Genomic DNA, 15,183 nt, shown 5'->3' on the forward strand with positions numbered 1-15,183 from the left:
CCTTCTCCTTACGGGCTAACTGGCAGGATCTGCTCGCCTTCAAACCGGGCAAACACATAGTCTTTTGGTCCCAGCGCATCGTGTTGCTGCACCGTGAACGGTTGTTGGTAGTGTTTGATCAGGCCGTCATATTCCTTGATGGCGTAGAAACCGTTGCGAATGTCAGTGCCATTGAGGCTGGTGGCGTTGTTCAGCGCCAGCGCGGTCAGGTGCATGGCATCGTAGGCGTTAGCGATCCCTACCGCAGGTGTGACATCTGCCAGCCCTTTGATTTGTGGATACTGTTTTTTCAGTTCATCCATTACCTGATTGCCTTTGGCCGAGTTGTGGTCGGTAAAGACAAAGGTTTGGATAAAGGTCACCTGATCGGCACCCGGACCGGCCAACTCGCTGAAGCGTCCACCAGCAGGCCCCCAGTGCGAAACCACCGGCACCTGCCAGTTCATCTTATGCAGCGACTTCACTACCTGCGCCGAAGGACCAACGTTGCCGACCATCAACAGCGTGTCGGCACCGTCATTTTTCAGACGGGTCAGTTGTGGCACCAGGTCCACATCACTGTCTTCGATACGTTCAACCCCGGCGACCGGGATGTTGTTTTTCTGCAATGCGGCGCGGAAACCTTTCTCGTTCGATTCCCCCCACGGGTTATTCACCAGGATCATGCCAGCCTTTTTCATGCCTTTCTTCTCGCTGGCGTATTCCACCAGCGCTTCATCCACCAGCTCATCCACGGCGGAGACGCGGAACACGTAGTTCTCTTTCGCGCCGTTGTGGGTGATGCCAGTGCCTGCGGCCCATAAGCCGACAAACGGTGTTTTCAACTGATTCGCCAGCGGTACGATCGCCAGCGAGACCGGGGTATCCAGCCCACCGAACAGCACGGCGACTTTTTCGCGCTGGATCAATTCACGTGCTGCCAGCATCCCTTTGCCCGGGTTGCTTTCATCATCACGTCGCACCAGCTCCAGCGGATGACCTTTAACGCCGCCCGCCGCATTGATCTCGTTGATGGCGATGGTCAGCCCACGGGTCAGTGCTTCGCCCGATTTAGCCGATTGCCCCGACAATGCCGTGACCAGGCCGACTTTGATCGGATCTGCGGCCAGCACGCTCGCGGACATCATGGTCATCAGGGTGGCAGTAGCGCACAACCGCCAGTTTTTCAGTAACGATCTTTCGGACATCACTCACCTCATGTGGATTGCTAGCAATAATATTTTTATTTCTAGCAATTACAGTGCCAGTTTGTTATTGCTTAAAAACAGGCGGTTTATCCCGCAAGTTAGCGGCAAAATTGCGCCATTTTGGTGCTGATGCGCCAGCGTTGTGCAAATTCACATCAGGAGGGGTTATGTCAGAGATTGAGCAGGCAGTTGAGGTGGTGAAGGGGTTTTTAGCGGCTTCAATGGCCCCGGATGCGGTGTTAGCCGCAACCTTTATGCACCCACAGGTAACGATTACCTTTACCGGGAAACGTGAGTTTCCCACCACGAAGGGCATCACTGACTTTAACGGGGCGCGTTATAAATGGGTGAAGAAGTCCGTCGGGCAGTTCGACTGGATGGATCGGGGCGATCACGTAGTGGTGTATTCCAACGGCACCTTGTATGGCGAGTGGCCGGATGGCCGACCTTTTGCCGGTAATCGTTATCTGGATCGTTATGAAGTGCGCGAAGGGTTGATCGTGAAAATGGATGTGTGGAACGACAGCGCTGAATGGATTCTGGCACCGGAGATTGGGCGCGAGGCGTAAAATGACGGGTAGCGGCGCGATTGTTCGCGCCGCTCAGGATTAATGATAAAGCTCCGCTTTGCCCACCGAGGAAAACAGCTTCATTTTGTGTTCCACCACCGCGCGTGCGGATGCCATTGGCTGAATAAACAGGCTGCTGGGTTCATGACTCGGCGATTTCAGCGACTCTTCCAGTGCCACGAAGAAGGCTTTTTTCATATCGCTGGAGATATTGATTTTCCCGACGCCATACTGAATCGACTCCGCCACTTCGCTGTCCTTATTACCGGAACCGCCATGCAGCACCAGCGGAATTGACAGGCGTTGCTGGATCGCTTTCAGGCGATCAATATCCAGTTTGGGCTGCATACCCGGCGGATAAAGGCCATGCGACGTGCCGATCGCCACTGCCAGGGTATCGACACCGGTCTCTTTAACAAAACGTTCTGCCTGGGCGGGGTCGGTGTAGAGGATTTCATTGTGTCCCCCTTCGGCGCTGCCCTGCGCCACCCCGATGGTGCCGAGTTCGGCTTCCACCGACACATTCACCGTGTGCGCCACTTCGGTTACTTTGCGGGTGATGGCGATGTTCTGCTCCAGCGGCAATGCGGACGCATCGATCATCACCGAGGTATAGCCAGTGCGGATGGCGCGCATGACCTGCTCCAGCGATTGGCCGTGATCCTGATGGATGACTACCGGGACCGATGCATTACTCGCCAGTTCACGTAAATAGACAATAAACGCATCGCCGACGAATTCATGTTCGTCCGGGTGCACCTCCAAAATCACCGGTGATTGCAGCTTTTCTGCGACCTCAATCACCAGGCGAGCAAATTCGGCGGAAGCAATATTGAAGGCACCGACGCCAAACTTATTCTGCTGCGCAACCTGGAGTAAATCTTTCATATTCATCAACATCACTTAACCCTCTTGTGGAAGTTCCTGACAATCTTTTTTGACAAAACGGAGAATCAGCGCGGTCAAAATGGCACCCGCAGCGATAGCGCAGGCATAAGCCACGACATGGGTGATGACATTCGGGATAAACATCACGAAGATGCCACCGTGGGGAGCGCGGGAACCACAACCCAGCGCCATGGAGAGCGCGCCCGCCAGACCGGAACCGGCAACAATGGCCGGGATCACCCGCAGCGGATCGGCCACGGCGTAGGGGATGGCCCCTTCAGTGATAAAGGACAGGCCCAGCACCCAGGTGACTTTTCCGGTTTCTCTCTCTTGATGGGTGAATTTCTGTTTGAACAGCAGGGTAGCCAACGCGATGCCCAGCGGCGGGACCATCCCGGCAGCCATACAGGCAGCAATGGGTTCATAAATGCCGGAGGACATTAAGCCAATGGCAAACATGCAGACGGTTTTATTTAATGGGCCGCCCATATCGAACGCCACCATCATGCCAATCAGCAGTCCCATAATTGCGGCGTTGGTGTTGCCGAGGTTTTCCAGAAAGGTCGTCAGTGCCTGGAGTAACACCTTGATCGGCTCACCGACGACGAAAATCATCAATGCGCCGGTGATAAACACGCTCAGCAACGGCACGATCAGAATCGGTTTCAGGCCAGCCAGCGCTTTGGGCAGGTTGATATATTTCACAATGGCGAGGGTGACGTAACCGGCGAGGAAACCCGCCAGTAGCGCGCCAAGAAAACCAGACCCGGTGTGAATGGCTAACATCCCGCCGACGGCCCCCGAGACGATCCCCAAATTGCCGCTGATCGATTTACTGATGCCCAGAGAAAGGATCGGTAGCATCAGGGCAAAAGCCGCGCCGCCGCCGATATCAGAAAACATCTTCGCCAGCGGACTGAAATGTGGATCGCCTGGCGTGGCAGCGGTAATACCAAATGAAAAACTCAGGGCAATTAAAATCCCCCCGGCGACCACAAAGGGGATCATCAGGTTGACGCCAGTAATGAGGTGGACATAGATTTGTGATAACCACGAGCGGCTTTGATCCGTTTGCCCGGATTCACTCTGGCTACGGCTATTTTTTAACTCAAGCAGCTCTGATTTTATTTTTCCTGACAGAATATCATTCAATAATCCCTGTGCATCCTTTGCTGCACGGGTGACCGGCACCCGGATAATCTTCTTGCCACCGAAGCGTGAAAGGTCAATCACTTTATCCGCCGCAATTAATACCGTGTCGGCGTTTTTAATATCATCCGATGTCAGAATATATTCACTTTCAACCGCACCTTGCGTTTCGACAAGGATATCGACACCCATCTTTTTGGCGTTCTTTTTTAAATTCGCTTCGGCAAGATAGGTGTGAGCAACGCCTGTAGGGCAGGCGGTAATGGCTATGATGTTCATTATGCTCTCCTGATGGAAATTATTATTCTTCGCTATGATTGACGATCAGATCATAAAGCTCCTCCTTGGTTTGCGAGTTAATCAGTTTATCAACGGTATCATCATCCCCGAGGGCGATGGATATTTTAGCCAACACCCGGATATGACCTGCGCCACTGTCAGCATCTTTGACGGCGAACAGAATAACCAGTTTTACATCGGAACTGTCCATGGTTTCCCAGTCGACAGGCTTGCTGAGTTTAGCGACCGCAATACGGGTTTCTTTCACCCAAGGCGATTTTCCGTGCGGAATGGCTATCTGGTTTTCAAATCCAGTGGAGCCCAACTCTTCGCGTGCCAATACATCATTGATAAAACCGGCCTTATTGGTGATGACCTGTTCGGAGTAAAGACAATCTGTCATTTTCTCAATCACTTCGAGTTTGTCTTTAGCAACCAGGTCGGTCAGCACACAGGAACGACTTAATAAATCCGCGACCACAATTTTATCGAGCATCACATTTCTCCTTACGGGTTATATCGGTTCCCAGGCATTCAACTACGCGCGCAATATCATTTCTGGAAAAGAGTGCTGAAACATAGGCGACCGGTAATTCAATATCGTCTAAGCGGATGGTAGAAATAATCAGATCGCAGGGCTGGCCTTGCAGCGTCTTTTTGAGGCGGGCACCGGGGACAATATCGATAATCTCCCACTCTGGAAAAGCACGGTTAATACGGCTGGACAACAGTTGTGAGGTGCCGATACCGCTGGAGCAGACCAGAATCACCCGCTTTTTCGCTTTGGTTTTTTCCAGCGCGTTCTGAATATAGATGGTCAGCCAGGCAATTTCGTCATCAGAAGGCAGCGCGAGATGCTGTTCCTGATGGATCGCGGATGCGGTTTGCTTCACCGCAGTAAATACCTGATTAAATTCGTTGCGAATCTCTTCCAGTAATGGATTGTGGATAACAATGCCGTAAACCAACCGGTTCAGCATCGGTTTGATATGGGATGCCAAGGCTTTTTTTAATCCGGCATCACGGGAGAAATCGATATCCAGTGAAGCGGAGAGTCGGTTGACCAGCAAACCGGCATACTCCATCGCGGTGCAATCATGATGGTTATTGTCTGTCTCTGCCACGGTGACGGGGTGCATGCCGGATGAAATAATATATTGGTAGATATAATTAACCTCGATAGCCGGAAAACGAGTTTGATATTCATTTTCCAGCCAGAGGATGGCATTTTCGGCAATACGCCACTCTCGATTGTCGTAACGAATAAAGAACGTTTGCTCCGCCATGTTCCTGCCCGGATGTAAGTTTCGACGCAGTGTGACCAACAGATGAGAAAATAAATTGGTGTAATAAGGCTCACTGATTGATCCCTGTAATTCTTCCTCAATGAGGGCAATCAGGTTCATGCAGTTGGCGACATTTTCCTGACCAAATTCGGCGATAAGCTGTACCCGAGAAAAGCGGTCGATACGGCTATCGGTCATCTGATAATTACTCAACACGCTATGGGTGATAATCTCTTTCAGTGCCATTCTGATGTTATAATCCGTTCCTGAAATAAAGGTGCCGGAATGGTTTTTACTGATGGCAAGGGAAAATTTTGCAATCCAGACTTCAATCTTTTTTAGGTCTTCAACGATAGATGACCGGCTGATAAAGTATTTTTCCGCCAGCGCGCTGATGGATAACGGGTCCGGCGAATCGGAGAGTAAGTCCGTAGTCATGCTGATCAGCCGTTTACTTTTCAGAATGCCGAGCATGGCGTCATCATTAGTATCATGTGGTACGGAAAGGGTGCTGCTGACGTCTAATTTTAATCCCAGCCCCGGTTTACTGATGACCTTATTATTCCCCAGGTAATAAAGGTTAATCACTTCTACATCGCGGCGGATGGTACTGATAGAAATATTTAGCTGTTCTGCCACCTGAGTCATTGGCAGCCAGCTATTCTCCAGTGCCAGTAAGTTAACTAACTCTATTTGTCTTTTGTTAAGCACTGTCATTGTTATCCTCTGCGCAGAATTTATGTCGGTGCTGGCTCTGTTGTTGTTATAGCCAGAAATCAGGAGGGGAGAAATACCAAAACATGAACGGAATATGTTCAAAATGATGAACACAGTTAAATCAGGATAATAATGTCAGGGCATTAACCGGTAGATGGCAAAGGATGATGGCGAATTAATTGCCGGTGAGATCACATAAATAATTGGGGTGGGAATGAGAATTGGGATTTACTTCACAGAATATAAATCGCGCCGCTACGGAAAGGGGAACTAGCTGCTGGCGTTGCGTACCTCCAGGCTGATAAACAGGTTTTCCGGTACACTGAAAATCACCTCCAGTGCATCGCCGCGGTGAGATAGCGACGGGGTGAGTGGGTACGGATGTTCATTAAGCATCAGGGTGCTCAGACCGTCATGTTCTCGCCACTCTGCGACACGTTTCAGCGCGCGGCCACTTTTATCTGCTGTCGGAAATATGCGCAGAGTTTCAGCGTTATTATCCCTTAATGCAGCCGTCTTAATAACGTGCGGAACTATCATTTCCGTAATTTTTTTATTATTACAACCTATAAGAATCAAACAGCATAGCAATGCACCCAGCACCGGCCAGTTGTTCATTTTCCTTGCCCTTGTCAATTAACCACCAGAGGGAATATGCATCATGGCTCCTGAAGAAATACTGATTATCCTCAATGTTTATGGCAAAAATTAATTTTTTCTGCCTTCGTTAAGTCTTGGTTTAATGTCTTCTGTGCGATGCAGACAGACCGGAAGGGATATTAACGTGCAATAATCCGGCAGCGAGAGGGGTAATAATCTCATCAATAATAAAGAGAGTTATCATTGTAGGTAGTTGTTTTTTAATGACTTACCTTGTCTTCTTGTTGGGTTGTAAAAAGAAAAATAAAATCATGAAATGTTTAACAATGCCGGATTAGAAGTTTCTTATCATGATAATAATTTACTCTTGTGACTAGCGGTGGGTGAATTATCCCCATGATTTTAAACTGAAGAAAACATGATGTTGGTCATCGCGTGGGCGGAAAATATTATTAAAGTATGATTTTTGTTTTGGTCATGATGTATTAATTCAGTCCCACGGGGTAATTATGAATATCATTCCTTTTACAGTGCGGCGAACGGATTCCGCCGAGCGTCCCTGGTATCAACAAGACAGTGCAGCCGCATTCGCTGCATTTAATAGCGGCCCACAAGGATTGAGTGGCGAAGAAGCGCAGCAGCGGTTGCAGACGCATGGGCCAAATATTCTGCCGCAAAAGCGCGAGAAATCGGCGCTGATGCGTTTTATCGCCCATTTCAAAGATGTGCTGATTTATATCTTGCTGGCGGCGGCGGTGGTCACGGCCATGATGGGCCATTGGGTCGATACCTTTGTCATTCTCGGCGTTGCTGTCATCAACGCACTGATTGGATTTATCCAGGAAAGTAACGCCGAGAAGTCATTGAAAAGCATCCAAAATATGCTGTCGAGCGATGCCATTGTGCTGCGTGAAGGATTACAGGCCACCATTGCCACGCAAAATATCGTGCCGGGTGATGTGGTATTGCTGCGTCCGGGTGACAAAATCCCGGCCGATCTGCGCCTGTTTGACGTCCACAATTTGCGGGTAGAAGAAGCGATTCTCACCGGTGAATCCACCGTGGTGGCAAAAAGCACGGCTGCGCTGGAAGGGGAGAAATCACTCGGCGACCGGTTCAACCTGGCGTATTCCGGCACCACGGTGAGCGCCGGGACGGCGGCCGGGGTGGTGATTGCCACTGGCGCAGATACCGAGTTAGGTCACATCAATGCGATGATCTCGTCGATTGAAGAGGCGAAAACACCGTTGCTGGTGCAAATCGATAAGTTGGGCAAAGCCATTTTCGCCATCATTTTGCTGATGATGGTGGCGCTGTTTGTCTTTGGTTTTTTGCTGCGCGACATTCCGCTGGGGGAGCTGCTGCTGTCGGTAATCAGCCTCGCGGTCGCGGCGGTGCCGGAAGGGTTGCCGGCCATTATCTCCATCATTTTGTCGCTGGGTGTGCAATCAATGGCGCGCAATCAGGCGATTATCCGCAAACTGCCGACGGTGGAAACCCTCGGTGCGATGTCCGTTATTTGCTCGGACAAAACCGGCACGCTGACGATGAATGAGATGACGGTGAAAGCTGTGGTACTGGCAGCGAGTCAGTGGCGCATCAGCGGCGACAGCTATGAACCGCAAGGCGAGTTTTATCCGGTAACCGGTACCAGCGCGCAGACTGCCGCGGAAGATCACGTATTACAGGCTTTTCTCCGCACCGTCGATATTTGTAATGAGAGTCAATTGCGCCAGGACGACAACGGTCACTGGGGGATCATCGGTGGCCCCACCGAGGGGGCACTCAAGGTGCTGGCGGCGAAAGCAGGTGTGAAGTCCGACGCCATTGAAGTGGTCAGCAAGCTGCCATTCGATTCGCTCTACAAATATCAGGCGGTGAGTGCGGTCATTGAGGGTAAGCCCGGCATTTTACTGACCGGTGCACCGGATGTGTTGCTGGCACTGTGCCAGCAACAGCAGGGGGATCAAGGCAGCACGCCGATCGATCGGGATTACTGGGAAAATGCCATTACCACCTACGCCAGCGAAGGGTTGCGTACCGTGGCGGCGGCCTGGCGCTGGTTGCCAACCGTGAAGCATCGCCTCGACCATGAGGACTTGCGTGACGGCATGACCTTGCTGGGATTAGCCTGCATGATGGACCCGCCACGCCCGGAAGCCATTACCGCCATTCGCGACTGCCAGCAGGCAGGTATCCGCGTGAAGATGATCACGGGCGATCATCAGGAAACGGCGATGGCGATCGGGCAGATGCTGGGTATTGGCAACAGCACCTCGGCAGTGACCGGCTATCAACTGGAACATATGAATGACGCTGAGCTGGCACAGGCAGCGCAGGAATATGACATTTTTGCCCGTACCAGCCCGGAACATAAACTTCGGCTGGTAAAAGCGCTGGCGTCGAGCGGGGAAATTGTCGGCATGACCGGCGATGGCGTGAATGATGCCCCGGCGCTGAAGCAGGCCAATGTCGGTATTGCCATGGGGATTAAAGGCACCGAAGTCACCAAAGAGTCAGCCGATATGATCCTCGCCGATGATAACTTTGCCACCATCGCGGCGGCGGTGAAAGAGGGGCGTCGGGTCTATGACAATCTGAAAAAAACCATTCTGTTTGTGATGCCGACCTGCTTTGCGCAGGGGCTGTTGATCATCATCGCTATCTTAATGGGCAATCTGTTGCCGCTGACGCCGGTGCAGATTCTGTGGATGAATATGGCGACCTCCGCCACGCTCTCCTTTGGTCTGGCATTTGAGCCTGCGGAACAGAACATCATGCGACGACCACCGCGTAATGTGCGCAGCAATGTGATGGATGGGTTTGCGATCTGGCGCGTGTTGTTTGTCGGTCTGCTGATATCTGTCAGTGCATTTGTACTGGAAGCCTGGCTGCAACCACGCGGCTACAGCCCGGAATTTATCCGCACGGTGTTGTTGCAGATGCTGGTGACCGCGCAGTGGGTTTATATGCTCAATTGCCGCAACAGTGAAGGCTTCTCACTTGATGCCGGCCTGCTGAAGAACCGGGGAATTTGGCTGGTGACGCTGGTGCTGATCCTGTTGCAGGCGTTGATCATCTATGTTCCGTTGATGAACACTCTGTTTGGTACGCAGCCGCTGCCGCTGAAATACTGGCTGATCGCGCTGGCGGTCAGTGCCGGGATCTTTGTGCTGGTGGAGATAGAAAAACGCCTGACGCGCGGCTGGCGCGCATCAGGCGATAAGGTGCTGGCGAGTGAATGATGGGGACGGGTGCCAGACGGCACCCGCTATCAATCGCGTTGCTTTCCTTCCTCAATAAACTCCTCATCAATCTCTTCCACGTTGTCACGGTTATCGCGGCCAGAGAGCAAGTTCCAGCAGGCGATAAACAACGCGGCAATCAGTGGACCGATGACAAAGCCGTTGATGCCGTAAACTTCCATGCCGCCCAGCGTGGCGATCAGAATCAGATAGTCCGGCATTTTGGTGTCTTTACCCACCAACAGCGGGCGCAGAATATTGTCCACCAGACCGACCACCACGACGAAGAAGCCAACGAGGAATAAGCCTTTCCACAGTGCGCCGGTGGCGAAGAAGAAAATGGCGGCGGGCACCCAAATGATCGCCGAACCAATCGCCGGAATGAGTGAGAGAAATGCCATCAATGCGCCCCACAACAGGCTGCCATCGATGTCAGTGATCCAGAATGCCAGCCCGCCCAGGATGCCTTGCACCACAGCCACCACCACCGTGCCTTTCACCGTCGCGCGTGACACGGCGGCAAACTTCAACAACAGATGGTGTTTGACATGAGTGGAAAGCGGGAGCGCCTCTAAAATCAGGTTGACCAGCCAGGCACCGTCTTTCAGCAGGAAAAACAGCAGATACAACATCACACCGAAACCGACGGTAAAGGTGAAGGTGCCTTTACCGATGACGAACACGCTGCCCGCCATGTACTGGCCGCCCTTCAGGGCAAAGCTGGACAGTTTTTCCTGGATTTGCGCAGCGTTGTTCAGATGATGTTCAGACAGATAATTACGCGCCCAGTCCGGCAAATGCTGGAACAAATCGGCAAACACCGTCGGAAACTGCGAAGAGTTGTTTTGCAGCTTGTTGTAGACGGTATTCAGCTCCACCACCAGAGAGGACGTCACGATAGCCAGTGGCGTAAAGACGATCAGGCAGATGATCAGCAAGGTGACCAGTGAGGCCAGGCCATTTCGGTCCCCCATTTTTTGCCGTAACAGAGATTTCAGCGGATGGAAAATCACCGCCAGAATAGCTGCCCAGAAAATGGCCGAGAAGTAAGGGGTGAGTACATCAAAAAACGCCACTGTGACGATGGCGAGGATGACGATGAAAAAGCCGATATTCAAACCTTTAACTTGCATTAACACGTCTCTTTAAAAAGGGGATCGCATGAACTATAGAAGGTCTGGTGAGCAGCGTCACATATTCGGCGGTGGCGCGGCGCGATTTATGCGCGCTGCAAAATGTGTTGCTGTCCCGATTTGCCCCTGCTGTGTCTGCCGGTGGTCTGGTCATAACCCGTCGCTGCCAGCGATGATGGTTTTTTTTTCGTACAGGAGAACACCATGCTGGAACTGCGTCCGAACTGTGAATGCTGCGATAAAGACCTGCCCCCGGAGTCAAAAGAGGCGCATATCTGCTCTTTCGAGTGCACCTTCTGCGTTAATTGCGTCACTGAGATCCTCGCTGGGCATTGCCCCAACTGCGGCGGGGAATTGGTTCGTCGTCCTATCCGCCCCGCTGCGGAGTTGCTGCATCATCCGGCATCAACCACACGCCGCCTGTCACCCCGGTAATTCACCGCGCCACGCCTTCATCCAGGCAGAGGGCGGGCGCTTACTGACATTCTTTCAGCCGCTGCTATTCCTGACTAAATACCAATGTTGAGGTATTGCACAGGCAATTATTCGTTCCCCTCTACAGAAGTGAAAAGAAAAGAAGCACTCACGCGCGCTGTTTACGCAGAATTATCTGATCTCATCAGTTATTTCAAATAACGCTAATATTGAACTCTGTATTAATCACTGCTTGGTATTAATTTGTTTTTTGGCGGGGTTTAAGACTCTCATCAGATGAAAATTATCCATGAAAGCCGCGTTTCGTTAAGAAACTCTGATGGCTAAGCTAATGAGTTTGGTTTATTTGTTTGATTTTAATTGTCTTTTTATTCTTCATGATCTGCATTGTATGATAATGTCGTGATGGCAAGAAATATCTCGCAGGTCGCGCTGGTCAGAGCACAGACCTTATTTAACAGTGGTTAATTCTGTGCAGATGATTATTTACCTGAACATCTAACTCTTTACGTATTTTTCTGAAAAAAAGTCATTTTTAAAAGAATTTTTCATTTTGAAATGGTATTGTTTAACGGCAATGCTAGTGATGTGGCGTTGTGTGCTTCAGTTTTACCCTCACCTTTGCAGGGTTATCCCTCTTTATGCAATAAATGGAAATTGATTCCTCCCGATCCCTGCGATCGGGTTTTTTTCATGCTTTGTTTTTGACCTGAAAATGATGAATTTTCGGGCCACTTAATGTCAGCGCTGACACAAACGTTAAGAAAGCGATAATTCGAGGTAATATATTGTAAGTCGGCGGGTTTTTAGGAGTTTTGGAAATGCGCTTTTGCCTCCATATCATTAATAGTATCTCTTAACGGCGCTATCATTGCCGTTATCCCTGGAGGTAACACCATGAAAAAAACAACATTGACTTTAGTCGCTTCGCTTATTGCATGCAGCACATTGATTTCCAGCGCTTCCTGGGCTGACGGCCCCGGCGACCAGCGCTGGCAGCAACACGGTGGTAACCAGCATCAGGATCATGGCAACGGCCCGGATCGTGGTGGCAATAGTGGCCCAGACCATGGTAACAACCGTGGCCCTGATCGCGGTGCCGATCGTGGCCCTGGTCCTGGCCGCGGCAATGACCATTATGCCGGTCGTCCGATGCCGGAAGGCCATCACGGTGGTGATCGCTTCGCCTGGAACGGTCATGACTTCCGCCGTGGATACCCGGCACCACCGGAATTCCGTGGCCCGCATTATCGTGTAGATGACTGGCGCGGACACGGCCTGTATGCACCGCCACGTGGCGAATACTGGTCGTATATCGACGGTAATTATGTCCTGGTTGCCGCAGCAACCGGTATCATCACCGCCATTCTGCTGAATAACGCCTTCAACTAATCCCCGCAGACGGATGGCACTCGCCATCCGTCTTTTCGCTGTTTTCTCTTCCCCACCAGGTTATCCTGTATAGCGATCTGTTTTCCTTTCAATGCGCTAAGGAGTCATGATGGCCGTGGTAAAAATGGTGGCGGTAGATATGGACGGCACCTTTCTCGACGACAAAAAACAGTACAATCGCGCACGTTTTCACGCCTGTTACACCGAACTGAAACAGCGTGGCATCAAATTCGTGGTCGCCAGTGGCAACCAATATTATCAACTCAAATCCTTCTTCCCTGAGATTGCCAGCGAAATCGCCTTTGTGGCGGAGAACGGTGCCTGGATTATTGATCGGGATGAAGAGTTGTTCTGCGGTGCATTTTCGCGTGACGACGTCCATGCCGTGATGGATACGCTACAGCGTGGTCACTATCCTGATCTGAAATATCTGATTGCCGGTCGCAACAGTGCTTACTACTTCGCGGATGTGGATGAGCAATGGCTGACGAAAATGCGTCATTACTGCCACCGCCTGAAAGCCATCGATAACCTGAGCGATACCGGAGATGACAAACTGTTCAAATTCGCACTCAATCTCTCCGACGAATATGTGTCGATTTTAATGGCTGATATTGAGCGCCTGCATCAAGGTGCGGCGGCAGCGACGTCCAGCGGCCATGGATCGGTCGATTTAATCGTGCCAGGTCTGCACAAGGCTAACGGTTTACGTCTGTTACAGCAGCGCTGGGGAATCGCCGATAACGAGGTGATGGCGTTTGGCGATGGTGGTAACGATCTCGAAATGCTGGTGCAATCTGGCTTCAGTTTTGCCATGCAGAATGCGCCACAACGTGTGAAGCAGGCGGCGCGTTATCAGGCCCCGTCTAATAACGACGAGGGCGTGTTACAGGTTATTGAGCAGATGCTGGCGGGGCAGGGGCCGTTCCGGGTTTAACGCCTGGCGGGAGCGGCGCGCGACATCGCGCCGCTGCGGGTCAGACAATCTGCCAGGCTGCGGTCACCATATCGGTCAACGTCTCTTGGTCGTAGCTGACCCAGCCGTTTTTACTGTTGGCACGCGCCACAATCCACTCGACTTCTGCGGTTGACAAGACCGGACCGCCTTGCCAGAAAGGGTTTATCGCGTGCTGTTGCAGCCAGGCTTTCAGTGCCAACGCCGGTGGTGCCGGGTCCTCCGGCAACAGTTGGTGCGCCAGCTGTGCCATCAAACGTTGTTGCTCCGGATGCTCGCTTTCAGCCAGCACATCGAGGAAGGGAAACAGCAGGCGACCACAGACTTCACCATGATGGAAGGGTTTTATCGCCCCCAGTTCCCCAGCTATGCCATGAATGACCCCCAATCCGGCGCTGCTCAGGCAGACACCGCCCAGCCACGACGCCATCATCATAGCTTCACGGGCGTCATCACCCGCTTGATCGGTGCGATTCAGTGCCGGCCAGGCCTGAAAGAACAACCGCAGACCGTTCAGCGCCATCTGCTGGCTGAACAGATTGCCTTTGCGGGATAAATACGCTTCAAACAGATGGGTAAAGGCATCAATGGCACAGGTGGCCAGTACGTGGTCTGGTGTCCCTTTGAGGAGATCGGGGTCGAGAATCGCTACCTGCGGTACAAACACCGGATGGCGCAGCGAGGCTTTGACCTGAATGTGTTGCTGGTCGGTCACTACCGCGTTTTGCGTCGCCTCGCTGCCGGTCCCGGCGGTGGTCGGAACCGCAATCAGCGGCAATGTGGCGGGCTGAACCGGCGTATCACCCACTTTCTCCAGATAACGTGCCGTTGGCAGCGGATGTTGCATCATTGCGCTAAAGGCTTTGGCTGCGTCCAGCACGCTGCCGCCACCGATGGCGACCACGCGATCGACATGACCACGCCAGCGATTCACCCAGCCATCGATCTCATCCGGCGAAGCCTCATGACTGACGATTTCATAGCCGAGGATATTCTCGTTGAGCGCCGCACCGAGGCGCGCCCAGGCCGGGCCGTTCAGAAATGAGCGCCCACAGAATAACAACGTAGGCTGTGGATTGGCGGCCAGCAGTGGCACCAGGCGATCAATACTGCCGCGGGCAAACAGGGTTTGTTGATTACTGTACAGCTCGATCAGATTCTCACTCACCTGCAGATCCTTTTTCATGGGCGGAAAGACCTTAGTGTAACCAAATCCCCCTTTGCTGCTGGGGCAAACATTCTGATAACCGATGGGCAAAAAGTTGATCACCTTCTCAAAACCGAAATTCCCCCGGCGCGGCAGGTGATTTCTTCGTCGTGTTACCCTTAACATGATACCGGTAACAAG

13 protein-coding genes are annotated in these 15,183 nt (G+C 51.9%); 5 read left to right on the forward strand and 8 right to left on the reverse strand.

What is annotated here, in order from left to right; translation table 11 throughout:
• Positions 1 to 8 precede the first annotated feature (8 nt).
• Positions 9 to 1,187: an ABC transporter substrate-binding protein gene (locus PAT9B_RS05235; protein WP_013508219.1), complete on the reverse strand. Its 1,179-nt coding sequence runs from the start codon at positions 1,185 to 1,187 to the stop codon at positions 9 to 11.
• A gap of 167 nt (positions 1,188 to 1,354) precedes the next feature.
• Here PAT9B_RS05235 and PAT9B_RS05240 point away from each other — a divergent pair, with 167 nt between their 5' ends.
• Positions 1,355 to 1,756 (forward strand): nuclear transport factor 2 family protein, encoded by a 402-nt coding sequence (locus tag PAT9B_RS05240; protein WP_013508220.1) that lies wholly within the window; start codon positions 1,355 to 1,357, stop codon positions 1,754 to 1,756.
• 39 nt (positions 1,757 to 1,795) lie between these two features.
• On the opposite strand, the gene PAT9B_RS05245 is transcribed toward PAT9B_RS05240, so the two are convergent.
• The 5 genes from PAT9B_RS05245 to PAT9B_RS05265 form a co-directional block, all read right to left on the reverse strand.
• On the reverse strand, positions 1,796 to 2,656 hold the full coding sequence (locus PAT9B_RS05245) for a ketose-bisphosphate aldolase (RefSeq protein ID WP_013508221.1): 861 nt from the start codon (positions 2,654 to 2,656) through the stop codon (positions 1,796 to 1,798).
• Positions 2,657 to 2,659: 3 nt separating this feature from the next.
• Positions 2,660 to 4,072 carry a PTS fructose transporter subunit IIC gene (locus PAT9B_RS05250; protein ID WP_013508222.1) on the reverse strand — a complete coding sequence of 471 codons (1,413 nt, stop codon included), beginning with the start codon at positions 4,070 to 4,072 and terminating at the stop codon, positions 2,660 to 2,662.
• Positions 4,073 to 4,094: 22 nt separating this feature from the next.
• Positions 4,095 to 4,568, reverse strand: coding sequence for a PTS sugar transporter subunit IIA (locus PAT9B_RS05255; RefSeq protein WP_013508223.1), 474 nt, complete (start codon positions 4,566 to 4,568; stop codon positions 4,095 to 4,097).
• On the reverse strand, positions 4,558 to 6,189 hold the full coding sequence (locus PAT9B_RS05260; protein WP_223300461.1) for a transcription antiterminator: 1,632 nt from the start codon (positions 6,187 to 6,189) through the stop codon (positions 4,558 to 4,560). The genes PAT9B_RS05255 and PAT9B_RS05260 overlap by 11 nt, the downstream gene beginning before the upstream one ends.
• Before the next feature lie 156 nt (positions 6,190 to 6,345).
• A complete protein-coding gene (locus PAT9B_RS05265) occupies positions 6,346 to 6,693 on the reverse strand; it encodes a hypothetical protein (RefSeq protein WP_013508225.1) in 348 nt (115 codons plus the stop codon).
• Between the two features lie 491 nt (positions 6,694 to 7,184).
• On the opposite strand from PAT9B_RS05265, the gene PAT9B_RS05270 reads away from it, so the two are divergent.
• Positions 7,185 to 9,920: a cation-transporting P-type ATPase gene (locus PAT9B_RS05270; RefSeq protein WP_013508226.1), complete on the forward strand. Its 2,736-nt coding sequence runs from the start codon at positions 7,185 to 7,187 to the stop codon at positions 9,918 to 9,920.
• Positions 9,921 to 9,949: 29 nt separating this feature from the next.
• On the opposite strand, the gene PAT9B_RS05275 is transcribed toward PAT9B_RS05270, so the two are convergent.
• Entirely contained in the window at positions 9,950 to 11,053 is a 1,104-nt protein-coding gene (locus PAT9B_RS05275) for an AI-2E family transporter (RefSeq protein ID WP_013508227.1), read from the reverse strand.
• Between the two features lie 204 nt (positions 11,054 to 11,257).
• Here PAT9B_RS05275 and PAT9B_RS29595 point away from each other — a divergent pair, with 204 nt between their 5' ends.
• The 3 genes from PAT9B_RS29595 (at position 11,258) to PAT9B_RS05285 (ending at position 13,817) form a co-directional block, all read left to right on the forward strand.
• Positions 11,258 to 11,488 (forward strand): DUF1272 domain-containing protein, encoded by a 231-nt coding sequence (locus PAT9B_RS29595; protein WP_013508228.1) that lies wholly within the window; start codon positions 11,258 to 11,260, stop codon positions 11,486 to 11,488.
• Between the two features lie 897 nt (positions 11,489 to 12,385).
• Positions 12,386 to 12,880, forward strand: coding sequence for an RcnB family protein (locus tag PAT9B_RS05280; protein ID WP_013508229.1), 495 nt, complete (start codon positions 12,386 to 12,388; stop codon positions 12,878 to 12,880).
• A gap of 109 nt (positions 12,881 to 12,989) precedes the next feature.
• The gene (locus tag PAT9B_RS05285; protein ID WP_013508230.1) at positions 12,990 to 13,817 is read left to right on the forward strand and encodes a Cof-type HAD-IIB family hydrolase; all 828 of its coding nucleotides are present in this window, start codon (positions 12,990 to 12,992) and stop codon (positions 13,815 to 13,817) included.
• Between the two features lie 40 nt (positions 13,818 to 13,857).
• Here PAT9B_RS05285 and PAT9B_RS05290 read toward each other — a convergent pair whose 3' ends face one another.
• Positions 13,858 to 15,168 (reverse strand): iron-containing alcohol dehydrogenase, encoded by a 1,311-nt coding sequence (locus tag PAT9B_RS05290; protein ID WP_013508231.1) that lies wholly within the window; start codon positions 15,166 to 15,168, stop codon positions 13,858 to 13,860.
• Between the last annotated feature and the right edge of the window lie 15 nt (positions 15,169 to 15,183).

Origin of the sequence: Pantoea sp. At-9b (genome assembly GCF_000175935.2) — a bacterium.
Lineage (GTDB): Bacteria > Pseudomonadota > Gammaproteobacteria > Enterobacterales > Enterobacteriaceae > Pantoea.

Bases quoted from the DNA above. Each gene is read 5' to 3' on its own strand.
- PAT9B_RS05235 (WP_013508219.1), bottom strand. From the start codon at position 1,187: ATGTCCGAAAGATCGTTACTGAAAAACTGGCGGTTGTGCGCTACTGCC.
- PAT9B_RS05240 (WP_013508220.1), top strand. From the start codon at position 1,355: ATGTCAGAGATTGAGCAGGCAGTTGAGGTGGTGAAGGGGTTTTTAGCG.
- PAT9B_RS05245 (WP_013508221.1), bottom strand. From the start codon at position 2,656: ATGTTGATGAATATGAAAGATTTACTCCAGGTTGCGCAGCAGAATAAG.
- PAT9B_RS05250 (WP_013508222.1), bottom strand. From the start codon at position 4,072: ATGAACATCATAGCCATTACCGCCTGCCCTACAGGCGTTGCTCACACC.
- PAT9B_RS05255 (WP_013508223.1), bottom strand. From the start codon at position 4,568: ATGCTCGATAAAATTGTGGTCGCGGATTTATTAAGTCGTTCCTGTGTG.
- PAT9B_RS05265 (WP_013508225.1), bottom strand. From the start codon at position 6,693: ATGAACAACTGGCCGGTGCTGGGTGCATTGCTATGCTGTTTGATTCTT.
- PAT9B_RS05270 (WP_013508226.1), top strand. From the start codon at position 7,185: ATGAATATCATTCCTTTTACAGTGCGGCGAACGGATTCCGCCGAGCGT.
- PAT9B_RS05275 (WP_013508227.1), bottom strand. From the start codon at position 11,053: ATGCAAGTTAAAGGTTTGAATATCGGCTTTTTCATCGTCATCCTCGCC.
- PAT9B_RS29595 (WP_013508228.1), top strand. From the start codon at position 11,258: ATGCTGGAACTGCGTCCGAACTGTGAATGCTGCGATAAAGACCTGCCC.
- PAT9B_RS05280 (WP_013508229.1), top strand. From the start codon at position 12,386: ATGAAAAAAACAACATTGACTTTAGTCGCTTCGCTTATTGCATGCAGC.
- PAT9B_RS05285 (WP_013508230.1), top strand. From the start codon at position 12,990: ATGGCCGTGGTAAAAATGGTGGCGGTAGATATGGACGGCACCTTTCTC.
- PAT9B_RS05290 (WP_013508231.1), bottom strand. From the start codon at position 15,168: ATGTTAAGGGTAACACGACGAAGAAATCACCTGCCGCGCCGGGGGAAT.